The 23,202-nt window shown below is 58.2% G+C and carries 21 protein-coding genes; 5 read left to right on the top strand and 16 right to left on the bottom strand.

Annotated features, from left to right (window positions below; all coding sequences use genetic code 11):
- Window positions 1–2: 2 nt before the first annotated feature.
- The 3 genes from folP to rlmE form a co-directional block, all read right to left on the bottom strand.
- A complete protein-coding gene (gene folP / locus BK670_RS17585) occupies window positions 3–854 on the bottom strand; it encodes a dihydropteroate synthase (RefSeq protein ID WP_123451563.1) in 852 nt (283 codons plus the stop codon).
- 8 nt (window positions 855–862) lie between these two features.
- Window positions 863–2,770, bottom strand: a complete 1,908-nt coding sequence (gene ftsH / locus BK670_RS17580) for an ATP-dependent zinc metalloprotease FtsH (protein ID WP_123451561.1) — start codon at window positions 2,768–2,770, stop codon at window positions 863–865.
- 202 nt (window positions 2,771–2,972) lie between these two features.
- On the bottom strand, window positions 2,973–3,602 hold the full coding sequence (rlmE, locus tag BK670_RS17575) for a 23S rRNA (uridine(2552)-2'-O)-methyltransferase RlmE (protein WP_007915237.1): 630 nt from the start codon (window positions 3,600–3,602) through the stop codon (window positions 2,973–2,975).
- Window positions 3,603–3,703: 101 nt separating this feature from the next.
- On the opposite strand from rlmE, the gene BK670_RS17570 reads away from it, so the two are divergent.
- Window positions 3,704–4,012 (top strand): YhbY family RNA-binding protein, encoded by a 309-nt coding sequence (locus tag BK670_RS17570; protein ID WP_003221534.1) that lies wholly within the window; start codon window positions 3,704–3,706, stop codon window positions 4,010–4,012.
- Window positions 4,013–4,021: 9 nt separating this feature from the next.
- Here BK670_RS17570 and BK670_RS17565 read toward each other — a convergent pair whose 3' ends face one another.
- The 8 genes from BK670_RS17565 to grpE form a co-directional block, all read right to left on the bottom strand.
- Window positions 4,022–4,426 (bottom strand): MFS transporter, encoded by a 405-nt coding sequence (locus tag BK670_RS17565; protein WP_123451559.1) that lies wholly within the window; start codon window positions 4,424–4,426, stop codon window positions 4,022–4,024.
- 28 nt (window positions 4,427–4,454) lie between these two features.
- Window positions 4,455–4,931, bottom strand: a complete 477-nt coding sequence (gene greA, locus BK670_RS17560) for a transcription elongation factor GreA (protein WP_003221530.1) — start codon at window positions 4,929–4,931, stop codon at window positions 4,455–4,457.
- Window positions 4,928–8,149 carry a carbamoyl-phosphate synthase large subunit gene (gene carB / locus BK670_RS17555; RefSeq protein WP_123451557.1) on the bottom strand — a complete coding sequence of 1,074 codons (3,222 nt, stop codon included), beginning with the start codon at window positions 8,147–8,149 and terminating at the stop codon, window positions 4,928–4,930. The genes greA and carB overlap by 4 nt, the downstream gene beginning before the upstream one ends.
- A 125-nt stretch (window positions 8,150–8,274) precedes the next feature.
- Window positions 8,275–9,411, bottom strand: coding sequence for a glutamine-hydrolyzing carbamoyl-phosphate synthase small subunit (carA, locus tag BK670_RS17550; protein WP_123451555.1), 1,137 nt, complete (start codon window positions 9,409–9,411; stop codon window positions 8,275–8,277).
- A 256-nt stretch (window positions 9,412–9,667) separates the two neighbouring features.
- Entirely contained in the window at window positions 9,668–10,474 is an 807-nt protein-coding gene (gene dapB / locus BK670_RS17545) for a 4-hydroxy-tetrahydrodipicolinate reductase (RefSeq protein WP_038357479.1), read from the bottom strand.
- Between the two features lie 9 nt (window positions 10,475–10,483).
- Entirely contained in the window at window positions 10,484–11,608 is a 1,125-nt protein-coding gene (gene dnaJ / locus BK670_RS17540; RefSeq protein ID WP_003221522.1) for a molecular chaperone DnaJ, read from the bottom strand.
- Between the two features lie 296 nt (window positions 11,609–11,904).
- Complete coding sequence (gene dnaK / locus BK670_RS17535; RefSeq protein ID WP_123451553.1) at window positions 11,905–13,821, bottom strand: molecular chaperone DnaK; 1,917 nt, start codon at window positions 13,819–13,821, stop codon at window positions 11,905–11,907.
- Window positions 13,822–13,923: 102 nt separating this feature from the next.
- Complete coding sequence (gene grpE / locus BK670_RS17530) at window positions 13,924–14,490, bottom strand: nucleotide exchange factor GrpE (protein ID WP_123451551.1); 567 nt, start codon at window positions 14,488–14,490, stop codon at window positions 13,924–13,926.
- A 240-nt stretch (window positions 14,491–14,730) separates the two neighbouring features.
- Here grpE and recN point away from each other — a divergent pair, with 240 nt between their 5' ends.
- Entirely contained in the window at window positions 14,731–16,404 is a 1,674-nt protein-coding gene (gene recN / locus BK670_RS17525) for a DNA repair protein RecN (RefSeq protein WP_123451548.1), read from the top strand.
- A gap of 75 nt (window positions 16,405–16,479) precedes the next feature.
- On the opposite strand, the gene fur is transcribed toward recN, so the two are convergent.
- Window positions 16,480–16,884, bottom strand: coding sequence for a ferric iron uptake transcriptional regulator (fur, locus tag BK670_RS17520; protein WP_003221515.1), 405 nt, complete (start codon window positions 16,882–16,884; stop codon window positions 16,480–16,482).
- A 97-nt stretch (window positions 16,885–16,981) separates the two neighbouring features.
- On the opposite strand from fur, the gene BK670_RS17515 reads away from it, so the two are divergent.
- Window positions 16,982–17,509, top strand: coding sequence for an outer membrane protein assembly factor BamE (locus tag BK670_RS17515; RefSeq protein WP_038357476.1), 528 nt, complete (start codon window positions 16,982–16,984; stop codon window positions 17,507–17,509).
- A gap of 60 nt (window positions 17,510–17,569) precedes the next feature.
- Here the strand turns inward: BK670_RS17515 and BK670_RS17510 are convergent, their stop codons facing one another.
- From BK670_RS17510 to BK670_RS17500, 3 genes are read right to left on the bottom strand one after another with little or no spacing between them, the layout of a single operon-like run.
- Window positions 17,570–17,884: an RnfH family protein gene (locus BK670_RS17510; RefSeq protein WP_123451546.1), complete on the bottom strand. Its 315-nt coding sequence runs from the start codon at window positions 17,882–17,884 to the stop codon at window positions 17,570–17,572.
- Window positions 17,877–18,311: a type II toxin-antitoxin system RatA family toxin gene (locus BK670_RS17505; RefSeq protein ID WP_003221509.1), complete on the bottom strand. Its 435-nt coding sequence runs from the start codon at window positions 18,309–18,311 to the stop codon at window positions 17,877–17,879. Before BK670_RS17505 ends, BK670_RS17510 begins: the two co-directional genes overlap by 8 nt.
- Window positions 18,312–18,318: 7 nt before the next feature.
- Window positions 18,319–19,722: a sodium-dependent transporter gene (locus tag BK670_RS17500; RefSeq protein ID WP_123451544.1), complete on the bottom strand. Its 1,404-nt coding sequence runs from the start codon at window positions 19,720–19,722 to the stop codon at window positions 18,319–18,321.
- Between the two features lie 119 nt (window positions 19,723–19,841).
- On the opposite strand from BK670_RS17500, the gene smpB reads away from it, so the two are divergent.
- The gene (smpB, locus tag BK670_RS17495; RefSeq protein ID WP_007915208.1) at window positions 19,842–20,324 is read left to right on the top strand and encodes an SsrA-binding protein SmpB; all 483 of its coding nucleotides are present in this window, start codon (window positions 19,842–19,844) and stop codon (window positions 20,322–20,324) included.
- Between the two features lie 106 nt (window positions 20,325–20,430).
- On the opposite strand, the gene BK670_RS17490 is transcribed toward smpB, so the two are convergent.
- Complete coding sequence (locus BK670_RS17490) at window positions 20,431–21,198, bottom strand: FCD domain-containing protein (protein WP_007915207.1); 768 nt, start codon at window positions 21,196–21,198, stop codon at window positions 20,431–20,433.
- Window positions 21,199–21,460: 262 nt separating this feature from the next.
- On the opposite strand from BK670_RS17490, the gene BK670_RS17485 reads away from it, so the two are divergent.
- A complete protein-coding gene (locus tag BK670_RS17485; RefSeq protein WP_123451542.1) occupies window positions 21,461–23,155 on the top strand; it encodes a lactate permease LctP family transporter in 1,695 nt (564 codons plus the stop codon).
- The last annotated feature ends 47 nt before the right edge of the window (window positions 23,156–23,202 follow it).

Genomic DNA, 23,202 nt, shown 5'->3' with positions numbered 1-23,202 from the left:
TTTTATTCGGCTGATTCCACGGCCGCGATCATGCGCGTCACGTCTACCGTTTCCGCTACATCATGGACGCGCAATATACGCGCCCCCTTCACAGATGCCAGCGCCGCCAGTGCCAAACCACCATGCAGCCGCTCACCGACAGGACGATTCAAGGCCTGCCCGATCATGCTCTTTCGAGAAACGCCGACAAGCAAAGGCCTGCCCAGCGCATGTAGAGCTTCCATGTGCTTGAACAAGCTTAGATTGTGCTGAAGGGTTTTGGCGAAACCGAAACCCGGGTCGAGAATGATCCGCTCGGCAGGAATACCGGCTGCAGCACACTGCACCATGCGCTCAGCAAGAAAATCAGCGACCTCGCGAGTGACGTCCTGATACTGCGGATTGTCCTGCATGTCTCCGGGCTCACCGAGCATATGCATGAGGCATACCGGCAAACCAGTAGCCGCCGCCGCATCCAGCGCACCATCGCGCCGCAGCGACCGCACATCGTTGATCAACCCGGCACCCAACCGCGCAGTTTCGCGCATGACAGCGGGTGTAGAGGTATCCACCGAGATGATCACATCAAGCTCGCGATTGATCAGTTCGACGATCGGCGCCACACGCTCAAGCTCTTCGAGCGGCGACACTGCTCGCGCACCAGGCCGAGTGGATTCGCCACCAACATCAATCAGCGTCGCACCCGCGGCAACCATGGCCGCGGCGTGGCGCAAGGCCGCGTCGAGCTGGCTGTACTGACCACCATCGGAGAAAGAATCAGGGGTTACATTGAGAATACCCATGACATGCGTCTGGGCCAAATCAAGAACCCGGTTGCCGCAAGGCAACCGGGTCAGGGACTGAACAGAAGTCATTTCAAACCTTAAACGTCAGCAGCCGGGCCGCCAATAGGTGTTTCCGGACGCTCATCCTGAACAACAGGAGGCGGCGGCGCACCCGTGCCACCCGACCAGTCGCGAGGCTCGCGAGGCGTACGACCGGCCATGATGTCGTCGATCTGCTCGGCATCAATCGTTTCGTACTTCATCAGCGCATCAGCCATGGCATCGAGCTTGTCACGGTTATCCGTGAGGATCTGCTTGGCGGTGCCGTAGCACTGATCAATGATGCTGCGCACTTCGGAGTCGATCAGCTTGGCCGTTTCGCCGGAGAAGCTGGCAGCCTGACCGCCACCGCCGCGACCGAGGAATACTTCACCCTCTTCTTCGGCGTACATCAACGGACCGAGTTTTTCCGACAGGCCCCACTTGGTAACCATGTTTCGCGCAATCTGACTCGCACGCATGATGTCGTTGGAAGCACCGGTGGTCACACCGTCGAAGCCCAAAGTCATTTCTTCTGCAATACGACCGCCATACAGCGAGCAGATCTGGCTGATCAGTGCACGCTTGGACAGGCTGTACCGATCCTCTTCCGGCAGGAACATCGTCACGCCCAGCGCACGACCGCGCGGGATGATCGACACCTTGTACACCGGATCGTGCTCAGGCACTACGCGACCAACGATAGCGTGGCCAGCTTCGTGATAAGCAGTGTTCTGTTTTTCTTTCTCGGACATGACCATGGATTTGCGCTCGGCACCCATCATGATCTTGTCTTTGGCCAGTTCGAACTCTTTCATCTCGACGATGCGCTTGCCGCTACGAGCAGCAAACAGCGACGCTTCGTTGACCAGGTTGGCCAGGTCAGCACCAGAGAAGCCCGGAGTACCACGTGCGATTACGGCAGGAGCGACATCATCACCCATTGGCACTTTGCGCATGTGAACCTTGAGAATCTGCTCGCGACCACGGATATCCGGCAGCCCCACCACAACCTGACGGTCAAAACGGCCCGGACGCAACAGCGCAGGATCGAGTACGTCAGGACGGTTGGTTGCAGCGATAACAATGATGCCGTCGTTCATTTCGAAGCCGTCCATCTCAACCAGCAACTGGTTGAGGGTCTGCTCACGCTCATCGTGACCGCCACCCATGCCAGCGCCACGATGGCGACCGACGGCGTCGATTTCGTCGATGAAGATGATGCAAGGGGCGTGCTTCTTCGCCTGTTCGAACATGTCGCGAACACGGCTGGCACCGACACCTACGAACATTTCTACGAAGTCAGAACCGGAAATGGTGAAGAACGGCACTTTGGCTTCGCCGGCAATTGCCTTGGCCAGCAAGGTTTTACCGGTACCCGGAGGACCGACCATCAGCACGCCACGCGGAATGCGACCGCCCAGACGCTGGAACTTGCCCGGATCACGGAGGAACTCAACAAGCTCGCCAACTTCTTCTTTGGCTTCGTCGCAACCGGCAACGTCAGCCAAAGTGGTTTTCACTTGGTCTTCGGAGAGCAGGCGCGCCTTGCTCTTGCCAAAGCTCATTGGCCCACCTTTGCCGCCGGCACCGCCCTGCATCTGGCGCATGAAGAACATGAACACCGCGATGATCACCAGGATCGGGAAGCTGGCTACCAGCAACTGGGTCCAGATGCTTTGCTGTTCAGGCTGCTTGCCTTCAACAACAACGTGGTTGTCGACCAGATCGCCGATCAGGCCATTGTCCTGGATTGCCGGACGAATGGTCTTGAAGCTGTCGCCATCGTTGCGCTTGCCGGTAATCACATAACCATCAACGGCTACGCGCTCGACCTTGCCATCCTTGACCTGCTGGATGAAGTCGGAATAGTTGAGGGTCTGCGGCTCGTTAGGGCTGGAGAAGTTGTTCATCACCGTCACCAGGACAGCCGCGATGATCAACCACAGGATCAGATTCTTTGCCATATCGTTCAATTAACTACCCTCTGAAGCAAGCTCCGCTACTGGCGCGCGCTTCGCATGATATTCACCGGCCTAACTTACTACATTACCTACGACTCTGGCAGGCGCCGTCTGTAACCCTTTGTGAAACACTTTCTACACAATATTCGCTTATGCACGCGGGGCGAAATACGAAAAACCTATCACCCCACTCAAAAACCTCGTTTTACTCGCTACGGCCGCGGTAGCCCCAAGCCAACATGTATTGCTCACGGGAACTGCCACGGGAAGAGTCTGGCTTGATCATCTGGATCTTGTCGAACTTCTTCCGAGCATCCTTCAGGTAAACATCAAACCCTTCGCCCTGAAATATCTTGATCACGAAATTTCCACCCGGCTTGAGTATCCGTTCCGCCAGATCAAGCGCCAGCTCGCAAAGGAACATGGCTTTTGGCATATCCACTTCAGGCGTACCACTCATATTGGGGGCCATATCGGAAATCACAAGGTCCACCTGTGAATTACCCACGGCCTCAAGAATTCGACCGAGCACTTCGTCCTCGGTGAAATCACCCTGAATGAAAGTCACATCCGGAATGCTGTCCATTTCCAGGATATCCGAAGCGATCAGACGCCCCTGACCACCGATCAGCCGACTAGTGACCTGCGACCAGCCGCCAGGCGCGGCGCCCAGGTCGACAACGCTCATGCCGGGACGGATCAGTTTGTATTTCTCCTGGATCTCCAGAAGTTTGTAGCTCGCACGCGAGCGGTAGCCATCCTTCTGCGCTTGCTTCACATAGGGATCGTTGACATGTCGTTTCAGCCAACCAAGGCTTGTCTTGGAACGCGCCATTGGGCACCTCGATGATTAGGGTCGTGATTAATTGGGCGGATCCACGAGCCCTCGGGTAAAATGGCCGCCATTTTACAGAATCCAGACGAAAGGGTCAGATTATGCCGCTCACTCCAGAGCAGAAGAAACAGTACAAATCCATTGGCCACCACCTGAAACCGGTTTTGACAGTGGCTGACAACGGTTTGACTGAAGGTGTTTTAGCCGAACTTGAACGCGCCTTGGCGGATCACGAGCTGATCAAGATCAAGCTCAATATCCTCGATCGCGAGTCGCGCCTGGCGCATATCGCAGAACTGTGCAAGGTCGGCAAAGCGGACCTGGTACAGGTCATCGGCAAGATGGCACTGGTTTATCGCAAGAACTTCAGCGTCAACAAGCAGCTGTCGAACGTTCATCGCTTCAAGTGATGACAAGGGTCAAGGGTGTGCTTGGCGCACCCTGCCACTCCATCCCGGCACCGGCTGCATCACCAGCACCAGCCCGGAAAAGCCCAGAACCAGATAACTGAACACCTGCCAGCGCTGCGCATCCGGCCAGCCGACACGCACTGCGACATACATCGCACACGCATACAACGCCATCAGCAGCACCTGCCCGCGAAAATCCCGCCATAGACTGGCAAGGCCCTCGGCCTGTACCAGCACCAAAGACTGAAATATCACGCATACGGCGGCGAACCCCACCACCAGCACTTCGAATGCACTGGCCACTTCATCGATCAGCAGCGGTGCCAGGCCAATCTTGCCCAACGCCGGCTGCAAACCGAGATGAATCAACCATAGACCGCCAACCCAAAGCATCTGGGTCAGCTGCCAAAGCATGGCGCCCGCATGCAGCGGGCGCCCTTTTTCAGATGTGACGGACTTCGACAATCTCGTACTCGATCACGCCGCTTGGCGTTTTCACGGCGACCACATCGCCCTCTTCCTTGCCAATCAAGGCACGGGCCAAAGGCGAGCCAACCGAAATCTTGCCAAGTTTGAAGTCAGCCTCATCCTCACCCACGATGTGGTAAGTGACGCTTTCGTCAGTCTCGACGTTGGCGATTTCGACGGTGGTACCGAAAATCACTTTGCCGGTGTGCGGGATGGTCGTGACATCGATGATGACCTGGTTCTGAATCCGGCCTTCGATATCACGGATCCGCGCCTCGACCATGCCCTGCTGTTCGCGGGCGGCATGGTATTCAGCGTTTTCCTTCAAGTCACCCAACTCGCGGGCCGTACCGATGTCCTGGCTGAGCTTCGGACGGACGACCTTGGTCAGATGAGCGTGTTCTTCTTCCAGGGCTTTAGCGCCCTGGACGGTCATTGGGTATTTGATCATGCCTTCAATCCTGCGTGTAGATCCTGCAAGCGGCGCACGGTTTTTTCAGGACCGAACTTCAGCGCTTCACAGATAGCTTCGCCCGCAGCAATGGTAGTGGTGCAGTAAATCTTGTGCTGCAGGGCATTACGACGAATGGAGTAGGAGTCAGCGATCGACTGACGACCTTCGGTGGTGTTGATGATCAGCGTGACTTCGTCATTCTTGATCATGTCGACCACGTGCGGACGCCCCTCGGTCACCTTGTTCACACGACGCACTTTCAGGCCTGCCGCTTCGATCAGCTTGGCAGTACCGGCAGTGGCAACCACTTCGAAGCCCAAGTTGATCAGATCGCGAGCCACGCCTGCAACCAGTGGCTTGTCGTCATCGCGCACGCTGATGAATGCGGTACCGCCGGTCGGCAGCACTTCACTGGCGCCCATCTGGGCTTTGGCGAATGCTTCACCGAAGGTGTCGCCGACGCCCATCACTTCACCGGTCGACTTCATCTCTGGGCCGAGGATCGGGTCAACGCCAGGGAATTTGGCGAACGGGAACACCGCCTCTTTCACGCTGTAGAAGTTCGGAATGATTTCTTTGGTGAAGCCGATTTCCTTCAGGGTCTTACCGGCCATCACGCGGGCAGCGATCATGGCCAGGGAGACACCGATGCACTTCGATACGAACGGTACGGTACGGGAAGCGCGCGGGTTGACTTCGATGACGTAGATGTCTTCGCCTTGCAGCGCCAACTGCACGTTCATCAGGCCGACAACGCCCAGCTCCAGGGCCATTTTCTTGACCTGTTCGCGCATCTCGTCCTGGATGTGCGCCGGCAGCGAGTAAGGCGGCAGCGAGCACGCGGAGTCACCGGAGTGAACGCCCGCCTGTTCGATGTGCTGCATGATCGCGCCGATCACCACGTCTTTGCCGTCGCAGACCGCATCCACGTCCATTTCGATGGCGCAGTTGAGGAAGTGGTCGAGCAGCACAGGGCTGTCGTTGGACACTTGCACTGCGTCACGCAGGTAACGCTTGAGCTCGTCTTCCTTGTAAACAATTTCCATCGCACGGCCGCCCAGCACATAGGACGGGCGCACCACCAGCGGATAACCGATCTTCGCGGCAGCACGAACAGCTTCGTCTTCGCTGCGTACGGTGGCGTTTGGCGGCTGACGCAGGTTCAGGCGCTCAACCATTTGCTGGAAGCGCTCACGGTCTTCAGCGCGGTCGATGGCGTCAGGGCTGGTGCCGATGATTGGCACGCCTGCCGCTTCCAGAGCACGCGCCAGTTTCAGCGGAGTCTGGCCACCGTACTGGACGATCACACCTTTCGGCTTCTCGACGCGGCAGATTTCCAGCACGTCTTCCAGGGTTACCGGCTCGAAGTACAGACGGTCGGAAGTGTCGTAGTCGGTGGAAACGGTTTCCGGGTTGCAGTTGACCATGATGGTTTCGTAGCCGTCTTCGCGCAGAGCGAGGGCGGCGTGTACGCAGCAGTAGTCGAACTCGATGCCCTGGCCGATACGGTTCGGACCACCGCCCAGAATCATGATCTTGTCGCGACCCGACGGCGCGGCTTCGCACTCTTCTTCGTACGTCGAGTAGAGGTAAGCGGTGTCAGTGGCGAACTCGGCGGCGCAGGTGTCAACGCGCTTGTAGACCGGGAACACTTCCAGCTTCTGGCGATGAGTACGCAGGTTTTTCTCGGTCACGCCCAACAGTTTGGCCAGACGCTGATCGGAGAAGCCCTTGCGCTTGAGCTTGAACATCAGGTCGCGATCAATCGCAGACAGACCGAGAGTCTTGACCTTCTCTTCGTCCTTGATCAGATCTTCGATCTGCACCAGGAACCACGGGTCGATCATGTTCATGCCGAAGATTTCTTCGACGGTCATGCCGGCGCGGAAAGCGTCCGCGACGTACCAGATACGCTCGGCGCCCGGCACGGTCAGTTCGCGCTTGAGTACGCTCATGCTTTCCGGATTGCTCAGGTCGAGCTTCTCGTCCAGACCGCAAACGCCAACTTCCAGACCGCGCAAGGCTTTCTGCAGGGATTCCTGGAAGGTCCGGCCGATGGCCATGACTTCACCCACCGACTTCATTTGCGTGGTCAGGCGTGCGTCGGCCTTGGCGAACTTCTCAAAGGCGAAGCGTGGCAGCTTGGTCACGACGTAGTCGATCGACGGCTCGAAGGACGCCGGGGTCTTGCCGCCGGTGATGTCGTTCGACAGTTCGTCGAGGGTGTAACCCACAGCCAGTTTGGCCGCGACTTTGGCAATCGGGAAACCGGTGGCTTTCGAAGCCAGTGCCGAAGAGCGCGATACACGCGGGTTCATTTCGATCACGACCATGCGGCCAGTGTTCGGGCAGATACCGAATTGAACGTTGGAACCGCCAGTCTCGACGCCGATCTCGCGCAGTACCGCCAGGGAGGCGTTACGCAGGATCTGGTATTCCTTGTCGGTCAGGGTCTGAGCTGGAGCAACAGTGATCGAGTCACCGGTGTGCACGCCCATCGGATCGAAGTTTTCGATCGAGCAGACGATGATGCAGTTGTCCTTTTTGTCGCGGACAACTTCCATTTCATATTCTTTCCAGCCGATCAGCGATTCGTCGATCAGCAGCTCTTTGGTCGGCGACAGGTCCAGACCACGGGCGCAGATCTCTTCGAACTCTTCACGGTTGTATGCGATACCGCCACCGGTGCCGCCCATGGTGAAGGACGGACGGATGATGCACGGGAAACCCAGGGTCTCGAGAACCGCGTTAGCTTCTTCCATGCTGTGGGCGATACCGGAACGCGGGCACGCCAGGCCGATGGATTTCATCGCCTTGTCGAAACGCGAACGGTCTTCAGCCTTGTCGATGGTGTCGGCGTTGGCGCCGATCATTTCCACGCCGAACTTCTCCAGAACGCCTTCGCGTTCCAGGTCCAGGGCGCAGTTCAGAGCAGTCTGGCCGCCCATGGTTGGCAGCACGGCATCCGGACGCTCTTTCTCGATGATCTTGGCAACGGTCTGCCACTTGATCGGCTCGATGTAGGTCGCGTCGGCCATGTCCGGGTCGGTCATGATGGTGGCCGGGTTGGAGTTCACCAGGATGACGCGGTAACCCTCTTCGCGCAGGGCTTTACAGGCCTGGGCGCCGGAGTAGTCGAATTCGCAGGCCTGGCCGATAACGATCGGGCCAGCGCCGAGAATCAGGATGCTTTTAATATCTGTACGTTTTGGCATGGGTTTGTCACTCAAATCCGCAGGTCAGTCGGCAAGCCGTCTTGATCGATTTCTGAAGTCTCGAAGGGGCCGCCGGTGCCGGGGCCGCCCTCGAGGGCTTCTCTCTACAGTCTCAAGGCGAACGCTTAGCGTCGCTTGGCCATCTCGTTGATGAAGCGGTCGAACAGTGGCGCGACATCGTTCGGGCCCGGGCTCGCTTCAGGGTGACCCTGGAAGCTGAACGCGCTCTTGTCGGTACGCTCGATGCCTTGCAGGGTGCCGTCGAACAGCGATTTGTGGATCGCGCGGACGTTGGCAGGCAGGGTTTCTTCGTCTACCGCGAAACCGTGGTTCTGGCTGGTGATCATTACAACGCCAGTGTCCAGATCCTGCACCGGGTGGTTGGCACCGTGGTGGCCGTGGCCCATTTTCAGGGTCTTGGCGCCGGAGGCCAGTGCCAGCAGCTGGTGACCGAGGCAGATGCCGAAGACCGGAATTTCGGTTTCCAGGACGTCCTTGATCGCCTTGATCGCGTAGTCGCATGGCTCCGGATCACCAGGGCCGTTGGACAGGAACACGCCGTCCGGCTTCAGTGCCAGCACATCAGCGGCCGGAGTCTGGGCAGGCACCACAGTGACGCGGCAGCCGCGCTCGACCAGCATGCGCAGGATGTTGACCTTGACGCCGTAGTCGTAGGCAACCACGTGGTATGGCAGCTCGGAGGCTTCGATGGTCGCGTGGCTGTCGGTTTTCAGGTCCCAGACAGTCGAGCGCCACTCGTATTGGGTCTTGGTGCTGACGACTTTCGCCAGGTCCATGCCTTTCAGGCCCGGGAAGCCTTGCGCAGCGGCGATTGCCGCTTCTTCGGAAATGTTGTCACCGGCCATGATGCAGCCGTTCTGTGCGCCTTTTTCACGCAGGATGCGGGTCAGGCGGCGGGTGTCGATACCGGCGATCGCCACAACGTTGTTGGCTTTCAGGTAGTCGGACAGGGACATCGTGTTACGCCAGTTGCTCGCTACCAGCGGCAGGTCACGGATGACCAGGCCAGCGGACCAGACGCGGTCGGACTCGGCATCTTCCGGCGTGGTGCCGGTGTTGCCGATGTGCGGGTAAGTCAGGGTAACGATCTGTTGGGCGTAGGAAGGATCGGTAAGGATTTCCTGATAGCCGGTCATTGCGGTGTTGAACACCACCTCACCAACGGTTTGACCGTCGGCTCCAATGGCTTCGCCGCGAAAAATGCTGCCATCAGCAAGGGCAAGTATGGCTGGCTTAGTCAAGAAGACCTCCCGTAAATAACGCATGAAAGGGCGATCGCAGGTTGTAAAAAAGCGGAGTGACGTATGGACACGTCACCCCGCTTCTTCACTGAATTATTCTGCGCGCTTTTAGTGGACACACTAAAGCTGTAGCTTACAGAAAAAGGCTTTTTTGGTCCACCGTTAAAGAGCCTAAAAGGCCGGAGAATGCGACAGGTCGTCGCCGAGCGGAGAAAACCAGCGCAAACAGGGCGTTTACGCTGGGTTCAGCAATGAATCAACGCAGGTCGAGCACATCCTGCATGTCGTAAAGACCCGGTTCGCGACCATCCAGCCACAACGCGGCACGCACCGCCCCCTTGGCGAACGTCATCCGGCTCGAGGCCTTGTGCGTGATTTCCAGACGTTCACCTTCACAGGCGAACAGCACGGTGTGATCACCCACCACATCACCACCGCGCACGGTAGCGAAGCCAATGGTTTCGCGCTCGCGGGCGCCGGTGTGACCTTCACGACCATAGACCGCAACCTTCTGCAGATCACGATCCAGCGCACTGGCAATCACTTCGCCCATGCGCAATGCCGTACCCGACGGCGCATCGATCTTGTGCCGGTGATGCGCTTCGATGATTTCGATATCCGCATCATCACCCAGCACGCGCGCCGCCATGTCGAGCAGCTTCAGCGACAGATTGACGCCGACACTGAAGTTGGCCGCGAACACGATCGGAATATCCTTGCCCGCCTCGACCAGCAACTGCTTCTGCGCAGCGTCCAGCCCGGTGGTGCCGATGACCATGGCCTTGCCAGCCTTGCGGCAAAACGCGAGGTTCTTCAGCATCACTTCCGGCAGGGTGAAGTCGATCAAGACGTCGAACTCTTCAGCCACCGCCTCGATATGCCCGGACAGCGGCACACCGATACGACCCAGCGAGGCCAACTCACCGGCATCGACGCCGATCAGCGTGCTGCCGGGACGAACCACCGCGGCGGTCAAACCGGTCAGCGGCGCGCGCTGCTGCACGGCCTCGACCAGAATCTTACCCATGCGCCCAGCAGCGCCCATCACAGCTATACGTCGCATGCCGACTCCTTACAGATCACCGAAGAAGCGCTTCACACCGTCGAACCAACCAGTGGTTTTTGGCGAATGGCTGTTGTCGTCCGCCAGCGAACTGCGGAACTCTTCCAGCAGTTCGCGCTGACGACGGTTCAGGTTGACCGGAGTCTCGACCGCCACTCGGCACATCAAATCGCCCGCGCCGCCGCCACGCACCGGCGCCACGCCCTTGCCGCGCACACGGAACTGCTTGCCGGTCTGGGTGCCTTCGGGAATCTTCAGTTTGACGCGACCGTCGAGGGTCGGAATTTCCAGCTCGCCACCCAAGGCTGCATCGACGAAGCTGATCGGCACTTCGCAGAACAGATGTTTGCCATCGCGCTGGAAGATGTCGTGTTCGCGCACATTGATGACTACATACAGGTCGCCCGTCGGACCACCTTGCGTACCCGCTTCGCCTTCGCCGGACAGACGAATGCGGTCGCCGGTATCGACGCCGGCCGGCACTTTGACCGACAGGGTTTTGTACTCTTCAACGCGACCGTCACCGTGGCAGGAGTCGCACGGATCGGAAATGATCTTGCCCTGGCCATGGCAACGCGGGCAGGTTTGCTGCACCGAGAAGAAGCCCTGCTGCATGCGCACCTGGCCAATGCCGCCGCAGGTCGGACACGTCGAAGGCGACGAGCCTTTCTTCGCACCGGAACCATCGCACGGCTTGCAGTTGACCAGTGTCGGAACGCGGATATTCACGGTCGTACCGCGTACCGCCTCTTCCAGATTCAGCTCCAGGGTGTAGCGCAAATCGCTGCCACGCTGAGCGCCGCCACGGGAACCACCGCGACCGCCACCGAAGAAGTCACTGAAGACATCGCCAAAGATGTCAGAGAAGTTCTGACCGCCGAAACCGGCGCCGCCGCCACCCATGCTTGGGTCAACGCCAGCATGACCGTACTGGTCGTACGCAGCACGCTTGCTGGAGTCGGACAGCACTTCATAGGCCTCGTTGGCCTCTTTGAACAGTTCTTCCGATGCTTTGTCATCGGGATTACGGTCCGGGTGGTGCTTCATCGCCAGGCGACGATAGGCCTTCTTCAGGTCCGCATCACTTGAGCCACGCTCAACACCCAACACTTCGTAATAGTCACGCTTTGCCATAAGTCTTTGCACTCTTGAGGACGTCCGGCAAACCCCTCCTGAGGATCACCAAACTCGTTGAGCCCCAATACAGGCCCGGACCCAACTCACGTCAATTCAACGATCCTGGTCTTTGTTTCACGCGGTACTTGCGGCGCGAAAAGCAGGAGCATTTTCGGCCATACCAGCAACACACGAGGCTTGTCGCATGCTGTAAAAATTCGCGTATTCCAGATACGCCAACGCGGGAGCAAGCTCCCGCGCGGCGACATCCTACCAGTCACCGCCTAAAGGCAGTCAACCGGCCGACCAACAACTTACTTGTGGTCTTTGACTTCTTCGAACTCGGCATCGACAACATCGTCAGCCTTTTCAGCTTTCTCGTCGTGCGGTGCCGCACCTTCCGCAGGCTGAGCCTGTTCGGCGTACATCTTCTGAGCAACCGGAGCGGAGACTTTCGACAGCTCTTCAACCTTCGCTTCGATGGCAGCCTTGTCGTCGCCTTTGACAGCGGCTTCCAGAGCAACCACAGCCGCTTCGATCGCAGTCTTCTCTTCGGCGGTGACTTTGTCGCCCGCGTCAGCAATCATTTTGCGAGTCGAGTGAACCAGTGCATCACCCTGGTTGCGGGCAGCAGCCAGCTCTTCGAACTTGCGGTCTTCCTCAGCGTTGGCTTCGGCGTCACGCACCATGCGCTCGATTTCTTCGTCGGACAGACCAGAGTTGGCCTTGATCACGATCGACTGAGTCTTGCCGGTAGCCTTGTCTTTCGCACCAACGTGCAGGATGCCGTTAGCGTCGATGTCGAAGGTCACTTCGATCTGCGGCACACCACGTGGAGCAGGTGGAATGTCGGCCAGGTCGAACTTGCCCAAGGACTTGTTCTGTGCGGCTTGCTTACGCTCACCTTGCAGAACGTGAATGGTCACAGCGCCCTGGTTGTCGTCGGCAGTCGAGAACACTTGCGATTTCTTGGTAGGAATCGTGGTGTTTTTCTCGATCAGCGCGGTCATCACGCCACCCATGGTTTCGATACCCAGGGTCAGCGGGCTGACGTCGAGCAGCAGAACGTCTTTCACGTCACCGGCCAGAACGGCGCCCTGAATCGCAGCACCCATGGCCACAGCTTCGTCCGGGTTAACGTCTTTACGTGCTTCTTTACCGAAGAAATCAGTAACCAGCTTCTGTACCAGAGGCATACGGGTCTGACCGCCGACCAGGATCACGTCGTTGATCGCGCCAACGTCGATACCGGCGTCTTTCATGGCGATGCGGCAAGGTTCGATGGTGCGCTGAACCAGGTCTTCAACCAGTGCTTCGAGCTTGGCACGCGAGATTTTCACGTTCAGGTGCTTAGGACCGGTGGCGTCTGCAGTGATGTACGGCAGGTTGACGTCGGTCGACTGAGCGGAGGACAGCTCGATCTTGGCTTTCTCAGCGGCTTCTTTCAGGCGCTGCATGGCCAGCGGATCACCTTTGAGGTTCATGCCGCTTTCTTTCTTGAATTCGTCAACGAGGTAGTCGATCAGACGAATGTCGAAGTCTTCACCGCCCAGGAACGTGTCACCGTTAGTGGCCAGTACTTCGAACTGGTGCTCGCCATCTACTTCAGCGATCTCGATCACGGAAACGTCGAAAGTACCGCCACCCAGGTCATAAACGATCACGGTGTGATCGCCCTTGGCCTTGTCCATACCGTAGGCCAGAGCCGCTGCGGTTGGTTCGTTGATGATACGTTTTACGTCCAGACCGGCGATGCGGCCGGCGTCTTTGGTCGCCTGACGCTGGCTGTCGTTGAAGTAGGCCGGAACGGTGATCACCGCTTCGGTCACGGTCTCGCCGAGGTAGTCTTCGGCGGTCTTCTTCATCTTCTTCAGAATTTCAGCCGAGATTTGTGGCGGTGCCATTTTCTGGCCGTTCACTTCAACCCAGGCGTCGTTGTTGTCAGCCTTGACGATCTTGTAAGGGACCATCTGGATGTCTTTCTGCACAACTTCTTCGTCGAAACGACGACCGATCAGACGCTTTACCGCGTACAGAGTGTTGTGCGGGTTGGTCACAGCCTGACGCTTGGCCGACTGACCTACGAGGATTTCGCCATCGTTGGCGTACGCGATGATCGACGGCGTGGTACGCGCGCCTTCAGCGTTTTCAATAACTTTTGCCTTGCCGTTTTCCAGCACGGAGACGCAGGAGTTGGTGGTCCCCAGGTCGATACCGATAATTTTGCCCATGTTAACTCTCCCGAAACTTTGGATTTTTTTGCCGCAGCAGTGGTGGCTAACTGCGGTAATACTTAAACGCTTGACTTCTAAATGGGGGCCTTGCGGCTAATTTCAAGCCTTCTCGTCAATCGAAGGCGAAATTGGCGCAGGCGCCTTGCTGACCACAACCATGGCCGGACGCAGCAGGCGACCGTTGAGCTGGTAGCCCTTCTGGAACACCTTCAGAACACTGTTCGGTTCTACGTCGGCGCTTTCCTGCATAGCCATCGCCTGATGGTGAACGGCGTTGAACGGTTCGCCATGCGGATCGATCGCTTCTAGCTGATAACGCTTGAGGGTGTCGTGGAACATCTTCAGCGTCAGCTCGATGCCTTCGCGCATCGGCCGAATGCTTTCGTCGTCCGGGTTCGACAGCTCGAGGCCGCGCTCCAGGCTGTCGACGATCGGCAACAGGTCGCCGGCAAATTTTTCCAGGGCAAACTTGTGCGCCTTTTCGACGTCCTGTTCGGCACGGCGACGGACGTTCTGCAGATCGGCAGCAACACGCAGAGATTGATCCTGCGCGGCGGCCAATTGCTCTTCGAGCACTTGTACACGGGTCGCCAGGTCATCACCCGAACCTTCGGGCGCCTGATTGGCTTCTGGGTTTTGCGTATCTACTGTCTGTTCGTCAGCCATAGAATTCTCCTTTCAATTTCGTCCGCGAGCCTGACTCGCGCTTCTGCCCCGATATATGGGGCCGCAAAATCAGGCTTCAAGGGCCTTCAAACATTAACCCTACAAAAAAGTGTCGAATCTTCATTCCTCAATGCGCTAAGCAGATTTGCGGCTCAAGCAAATCGAGCTAAGGGAGGGCATTGTCAGCGCGAAACAAAACACTGTATAAATAACCAGACCTTTAGCTTGGGAGCGGCCTTTATGCTGGTGCACCTGTCCGTACATAACTACGCCATCGTTGAACATCTCGATCTCGAACTTGATCGCGGGATGAGCGTGATCACGGGTGAAACCGGCGCCGGCAAGTCGATCATGCTCGACGCGCTGGGCCTGACCCTCGGCGATCGCGCCGACAGCGGCGTGGTGCGTCCCGGCGCCGACAAGGCCGACATCCTCGCGACCTTCGATCTGGCGGACATCCCTGAAGCCAGCGCATGGCTGGCCGAGCGCGATCTGGAGACCGATGGCCCGTGCATTCTGCGCCGAGTGATCACGTCGGAAGGTCGCTCACGCGGCTACATCAACGGCACCCCCTGCCCGCTCGGCGACCTCAAGTCATTGGGCGAATTGTTGATTGATATCCACAGCCAGCATGAGCACCAGTCCCTGCTGAAAACCGATACCCATCGTCGCCTGCTGGACGAGTACGCCGGCGCGACCGATCTGGCCCGCCAGGTTCAGCTCGCCGCCCAGCGCTGGCGCCAGACTCGTCAGGAGCTGGAGCGTCTCTCCAATTCCGGCGACGAACAACGCGCCCGTCATCAATTGCTGAGTTATCAGCTTGAAGAGCTGGAAAACCTCGGCCTGGGCGATAACGAGCTGGAGCAACTGGAGCAGGAACACAAGAACCTGACCAACGCCGAAACCTTGCTAGGCATATGCCGGCAAGTGGTCGAGCAATGCAGCGAAAGCGATTCCGGCAATGTATTGAATGCACTGACTGCCAGCCTCAATCGCCTGTCGAGCGTGAACAACTCCGTCGGCGCACTGGGCGAAGCGAGCAGTTTGCTCACCAGCGCACAGATTCAGGTAGAAGAGGCCGTTGGCGAACTCAATCGCTTCCTCGATAACTTCGATGCCGATCCGGCGCGCCTGCAGCATCTGGAAGAGCGCCTCGACGCTATTTATACCTTGGCGCGCAAACACCGGATTCAACCCACCGAAGTCGGCGAAATGCAGCAGAAGTTGCTGGATGAGATCGAAACCCTCAACGCCAACGACGAATCCATCGAGCGCCTGGGTGAAGAACTGGCCTCCTACGCCCGCCACTATCAAGAGAAAGCCCGGGAACTGAGCGATTTGCGTCATCAGGCCGCCGGCAGTCTCGCCAGTGCTGTTGAGCAGGAAATTCAGCGACTGGGCATGCCGGGGGGGCGCTTCACGATCGAATTGAAGGCCAACAGCAGCGACGAGTTATTGCCCAACGGGCTGGAGCAGGTCGAATTGCTGGTCAGCGCCAACCCGGGCCAGCCGCTGAAGGCGCTGGCGAAAGTCGCTTCCGGCGGTGAGCTGTCACGGATCAGTCTGGCGATTCAGGTTATTACCGCACAGACATCTCGCGTTCCAACGCTGGTGTTCGACGAAGTGGACGTCGGTATCGGTGGCCCGACCGCGGAAATTGTCGGCCAACTGTTGCGCCGCCTCGGGGATCGCGGCCAGGTACTGACCGTCACGCATTTGCCACAAGTGGCAGCCCAGGGCCATCAACACCTGTTCGTGCACAAGGTGCGCGGCGAAGAGGCGACGCACACCGCCGTTTCCAAACTGAGCAAGAACGACCGTATAGAAGAAGTGGCGCGCATGCTCGGCGGCATTGACCTGACCAAAGAATCTTTGGCCCACGCGAAAAAAATGGTGGTCACCGCCAAGGTTTAGGCATGACAGAAAGCACGAAGGCGACCCTTGGGTCGCCTTCGTTCGTTTCGCGAATGTGAAGTTCGCGCGACATGCTTACTTTTTCTTGCGCACGTACAGCACCAGATTGTGATCTACCAGATCCACACCGTGCTCCTCGGCGATTGCCTTCTGGAGCTTTTCGATTTCCGGGCTGACGAATTCGACGACTTCACCGGTTTCCACGTTGACCATATGGTCGTGGTGGCCACCGTCGGCCAATTCGAATACCGCATGGCCACCGTCGAAGTTGTGACGGACCACGAGGCCAGCCGCTTCGAACTGGGTCAGAACACGGTAAACCGTGGCCAGACCGACGTCCTCACCAGCTTCCATCAACGCCTTGTAGACGTCCTCGGCACTCATGTGACGCTGCTCGGTGGAATCGAGCATTTGCAGGATCTTGACCCGTGGCAGGGTCACTTTAAGGCCGGCTTTGCGTAGTTCGCTATTTTCAACCATGGTCAGCTTTCTCGCGATGCTGCTTCGCAGCTTCTCTTAATGCGGGTATGATCGGCGTTTACGTTGTCCCAGCCAAGATAGTGGAAGTCGCCCACCGATGCAAAACACCAAGCTCTTGCTAACCAGTTTCACCTTTGTGGGACTGCTCGCACTCGCCGGTTGTTCATTCCCCGGGGTTTACAAAATCGACATCCAGCAGGGCAATGTCGTCACGCAGGACATGATAGACCAGTTACGCCCGGGAATGACCCGGCCGCAAGTACGGTTTATTATGGGCAACCCTCTGCTTGTCGACACGTTCCATGCCGATCGCTGGGATTATCTGTACAGCCTGCAACCGGGTGGCGGTGAACGCCAACAGGAACGCATCAGCGTTATTTTCAACTCAAACGACCAGCTTGTCAGCCTGTCCGGTGACTTTATGCCGGGCGTAAGCCGTGACGAAGCCATTCTCGGCAAAGACAGTGGCACGACCGTGACCGCTCCTGCTGAAAACGCCGAGAAGCCAAAACCGGAAAAACCGGTCAAGCCAGGTTCCTTGCTGGATCAGATCCAGAAGGACGTCGATGGTGTAGAAACCGTTCCGGTTCCGACACCAGAGCCGCTGGACACCTCGCCGCAATAATTGGCGAGGCAATAAAAAACCCGGAAATTCCGGGTTTTTTATTGCCTGCGATTTGGCTTTTTAGGCGTTTCGAGCCTTGGCTTCGGCAGCCTTGGCCGCTCGCAAGCGTCGAACCTCTTTCGGATCGGCAAGCAATGGGCGGTAAATCTCGATGCGCTCCCCCGCCAGAATCACCCGGGAGTCCGGATCTGCAACCACTTTGCCAAAGATGCCCAGCGGACAGTCCGCCAGATTCAACTCGGGAAACTCGCTACCGATACCCGATGCAAGCACCGCAGCCCGCACCGTCGCGCCTTCATCGACGCTGAATGAGCGCAATACCTGACGATCGACGGCCGCGTATACCACCTCTATCTCGATCACCGGCTCAACCATGCATCTGCTTGGCACGCTGGCAGAACGCGTCCACCAATGTATTCGCAGCCTGATTGAACAGCGGCCCCAACGTCGCGCGCACCAGTGGCCCGGCGTAATCAAACGACAGATCCAGGCTGATCTTGCAGGCCTTCTCATTCAACGCCTTGAACACCCAGACGCCGTGCAGCTGATTGAACGGCCCTTCTTCCAGGTTCATCTCGATCGACTGCCCCGGCACCAGCGTATTGCGCGTGACAAAATGCTGACTGAGACCGCCCTTGGCCACGCCAACACTGGCGCGCATATGTTCCGGCGAGCTTTCCAGCACTTCAGCCGAAGAGCACCACGGCAGGAATTCCGGGTAACGCGCGACGTCGTTGACCAGGTCATAGAGAAACTGCGCCGGGTATGGCAGCAGCGCCGATCGTTGAATATGTGTCGTCATGTGAGCGTTACTTCCAGAGCTGAGCGGCAAACACTACAAGAATGCCGATGGGCGCCACGTAGCGCATCAAGAACAAAGACAGGGCGAACAGTGCCGGATTGCGGATCGACAACTCGTCGCGTACCACCTCACGCCCCATCACCCATCCAGCAAACAGCACAAAGCACAGGCCACCGAGCGGCAACATAATCCGCGAAGTGAAGAAATCGATCACGCCAAAGAAGTCCAGACCGCTCTGCGCACCCCATTGGTAGAGATGGAACATTCCGCCTTCATTCACGAAAAACTTGGCTTCCTTCCAGATATTGAAGGAGAACACCGTACCCAGACCCACGAACCAGCAGATGAACGCCAGCCAGAAAGTCACCCACGCGCGGCTGACTTTCGTGCGTTCAACCAGATAGGCGACCATCGGTTCCAGCAGGGAAATCGCCGAACTCCAGGCAGCAATCGCCACCAGCACAAAGAACACCACGCCCATCAGTTGCCCGAACGCCACGTTACCAAAGGCAAACGGCAGACTGACAAACATCAGGCCGGGTCCTTCGCTAGGATTCAGACCTCCAGCGAACACAATCGGGAACAAGGCCAGACCTGCGATCAGCGACACAAACGTGTCGAGCAGCGCGACACCGACAACCGTGCCGGACAACGACGAACTCTTCGGCATGTAAGCGCCGTAGATCATGATCGAACCGACACCGACGCTCAGCGAGAAGAACGCATGCCCCATCGCCGGCAACAAACCGTCGAGGACTTTTTCCGGGTGGAAGTCGAACATGAAATGCACGCCTTCCATGAAATGCCCGGTGGTCATGCTGTAACCCAGCAACACCAGAATCATTACGAACAGCAGCGGCATCATGATGCGCAGGCTGCGCTCAAGTCCGGCGACCACGCCTTTGGCGATGACAAAGGCCGACAGCAGCATGAAAATCGTATGCCAAAGTGTCAGACGCCATGGATTGGAGATGACATTGCCGAAATAAGCGCCGACCTGATCGGCCGTGGCACCCTGGAAGTCACCGCGGCCCATGTCGACGATGTAGTCCAGCGACCAGCCGCCGACCACACTATAGAAAGACAGGATCAGCAATGCCGTGATCATCCCGGCAAATGCGCCCCACGACCACTTGCCCGAGTGCCCGGCTTCCAGTGCCAGCACCTTCAAGGCGTTCGCCGGACTTTGCCGGGCGCGCCGGCCGATCAGGGTTTCAGCGAGCATGACCGGGATGCCGATCAGCGCGATGCACGCCAGAAACATCAGCACAAAGGCGCCGCCGCCGTAGACCCCGACCATGTAGGGGAACTTCCAGATACTACCCAGTCCCACGGCCGAACCGGTCGCGGCGAGTATGAATACCCAGCGGCTAGCCCAACTGCCGTGGACAGAAACCTTGTCTGTCGACATCGTTTATCACGCCCAAGCGTTAGAAAAAGAGGCCGCATTGTCCGGGATTCACTCAACCTGCTCAAGCACGCAGCATCACCGTAGCCGACGGCGGTTTATCTCCATATAATGCCGCCCCTATGGCTAAACAGAAGAAACACCCAACAGGGACCATCGCGCAGAACAAAAAGGCGCGACACGATTACTTCATCGAGCATAAGTTCGAGGCTGGTCTGGTCCTGGCCGGCTGGGAAGTAAAAAGTCTGCGGGCAAGCAAGCTACAGCTGGTCGACAGCTATGTCCTGCTCAAGGATGGCGAAGCATGGTTGCTCGGCAGCCACATCACGCCTCTGATGACCGCAAGTACCCACGTCATCGCTGACCCGGTGCGCACACGCAAATTGCTGCTCAACCGCCGCGAGCTGGAAAAGCTCGCCGCCGCTGTGCAGCAAAAGGGTTACGCCTGCGTCTGCCTGTCCTGGTACTGGAGCAAGCACATGGTCAAGTGCGAAATTGCTCTGGGCAAGGGCAAGAAGGAATACGACAAGCGTGATACCGAGCGTGAGCGCGATGCCGGTCGCGAACTGCAGCGTGCCGTGCGCAACAAGGGCAAGGAAGACTGACCTTCCACCCTTGAAAGCAAAGATCGCAGCCTGCGGCAGCTCCTACAGAGGATTACGAATCTCAATGTAGGAGCTGCCGCAAGCTGCGATCTTTTGCTTTAAAGAATCACATCCCCTTGCGCCGCTCCGCCCGAGCCATGCGCTGAACCTCTTGCCGCACCTCTTCCAGCACTTCCTGCACATACAAGATATGTCGGCTGGAGACTTCCCGCGCCTGCTCCGCGCGACCTTCGATAATCGCCAGATACAACTCCCGATGCTGGGTGATCAGCATGTCGCGGGTTTCCGTGCGCTGTTTGTACATGCCGCCAATGTTGGTGACCACGTTGCGCTTGAGCAGATCGAACAGCCCGCGAATGGTGTGCAACAGCACGGCGTTATGGCTGGCCTCGGCAATCGCCAGATGGAATTTCGCATCCGCCGCGCCCTCCTCCGCCCGACTGACTTCGTCGTGACGCGAATAGCAGTCCTGCAGTTCTTCGAACGCGGCGGTCAGCCGCTCACGATCGACATCGGTGGCGCGCAATGCAGCGTAATAGGCGCACGATGCCTCCAGAGTGTGCCGAAATTCCAGTAGATCGCGTTGCGCTTCAGGGTTGCTTTCGAGCAGTTGCAACAGCGGATCACTGAAAGTCGATCCAAGGCTTTCCACGACATAGTTGCCGCCGCCCTGCCGACTGACCAGCAGCCCTTTGGCCGCGAGTTTCTGGATCGCTTCGCGCAGCGACGGTCGTGATACGCCGAATTGTTCGGCCAGCGTACGCTCCGCCGGCAGCCGTTCACCGGACTTCAGCGTGCCCTCGAGGATCATCCCCTCAAGTCGCTCGACAATATCGTCAGACAAACGGCGCTGACGTATCTGATCAAACCCCATAACTCATTTCTCCACGATCCCGACCGCTCGCCGGGCTCTCTATTCTGGCCTATCGACGCCTTGCCGGCACCTACCAGACGCCACTTGCCCAAACCGGATCAGATGCGATCTGCACCGCTTGTTCGACAAAAGTTTCAGGGCGACAAATTGACACACCGACATCAAGGCTTTTACCCTAGCCAACAGCGATTGTAAATTGGTCTTACCAATTATCCAAGAACGCTGACAGTGCCTGACCAACAACAATTAGGGGCCACCCCATATGCAAACCTGGCAACAGCTCTACAGCCCGCTCGGCAGTCTCGGCGTGTCCGCACTCGCGGCCGTCATCCCCATCGTGTTCTTTTTCCTCGCGCTGGCGGTGTTCCGCCTCAAAGGCCACGTGGCCGGGAGCATCACCCTCGCCCTGTCGATTGCCGTGGCGATCTTCGCGTTCCACATGCCGGTCGACATGGCCTTCGCCGCTGCCGGGTATGGTTTCGCCTACGGCCTGTGGCCGATTGCCTGGATCATTGTTGCGGCGGTATTCCTCTACAAACTGACGGTCAAAAGTGGTCAGTTCGAGGTCATTCGCAGTTCGGTGTTATCGATCACTGACGACCAGCGCCTGCAAGTACTGCTGATCGGTTTCTGCTTCGGTGCGTTTCTGGAAGGTGCTGCCGGTTTCGGCGCGCCCGTGGCGATTACTGCCGCGCTGCTGGTCGGACTGGGCTTTAACCCGCTGTACGCCGCCGGCCTGTGCCTGATCGCCAACACCGCACCGGTTGCGTTCGGTGCACTGGGGATCCCGATCATCGTTGCCGGCCAAGTCACCGGTATCGACGCGTTCAAGATCGGCGCCATGACCGGTCGCCAACTGCCGCTGCTGTCGCTGTTCGTGCCGTTCTGGCTGGTGTTCATGATGGATGGCCTGCGCGGCGTACGTGAAACCTGGCCGGCTGCGCTGGTGGCGGGCCTGAGCTTCGCCATCACCCAATACTTCACCTCGAACTTCATTGGGCCAGAATTGCCGGACATCACCTCGGCACTGGCCAGCCTGATATCGCTGACCCTGTTCCTGAAAATCTGGCAGCCAAAACGCACCGCAGGCGCGCAAATCGCCGGCGCCACGTCGAGCGCAGCGATCACCGCCAGCGTCGGCGGCTTCGGCCAGAAGCGCACCACTGAGGCTTCGCCTTACAGCCTCGGGGAAATTTTCAAGGCCTGGTCGCCGTTCCTGATTCTCACCGTGCTGGTGACCATCTGGACGCTGAAGCCTTTCAAAGCGATGTTCGCCGCTGGCGGTTCGATGTACAGCTGGGTGTTCAATTTCGCGATTCCGCACCTTGATCAACTGGTGATCAAAACCGCACCGATCGTGGCCACCCCTACCGCCATTCCAGCAGTGTTCAAACTCGACCCGATTTCCGCGACCGGCACGGCGATTTTCTTCTCCGCGCTGATCTCGATGCTGGTCTTGAAGATCAATTTCAAAACTGGTCTTACCACTTTGAAAGAAACCTTCTACGAACTGCGCTGGCCAATTCTGTCGATCGGTATGGTGCTGGCGTTCGCTTTCGTCACCAACTACTCCGGCATGTCTTCGACCATGGCGCTGGTGCTGGCTGGTACGGGCGCAGCGTTCCCGTTCTTCTCGCCGTTCCTTGGCTGGCTGGGCGTGTTCCTCACCGGCTCGGATACTTCGTCCAACGCCCTGTTTAGCTCGCTGCAAGCGACCACCGCACACCAGATCGGCGTCAATGACACCCTGCTGGTGGCGGCGAACACCAGTGGCGGCGTGACCGGCAAGATGATCTCGCCACAATCGATCGCCGTGGCCTGCGCCGCGACCGGGCTGGTCGGCAAGGAATCGGATCTGTTCCGCTTCACCCTCAAGCACAGCCTATTCTTTGCAACGATTGTCGGCTTGATCACGCTGGCTCAGGCCTACTGGTTCACCGGCATGCTGGTGCACTAAGCCTACAAACGAAATGGAAATAACCGACGCCGATCCGTGATTTCGGC

The organism is Pseudomonas fluorescens, assembly GCF_003732425.1.
Lineage (GTDB): Bacteria > Pseudomonadota > Gammaproteobacteria > Pseudomonadales > Pseudomonadaceae > Aquipseudomonas > Aquipseudomonas fluorescens_BE.
Note: the sequence above shows the minus strand (reverse complement) of the source record. Positions and strands in the feature narration are given on the sequence as shown.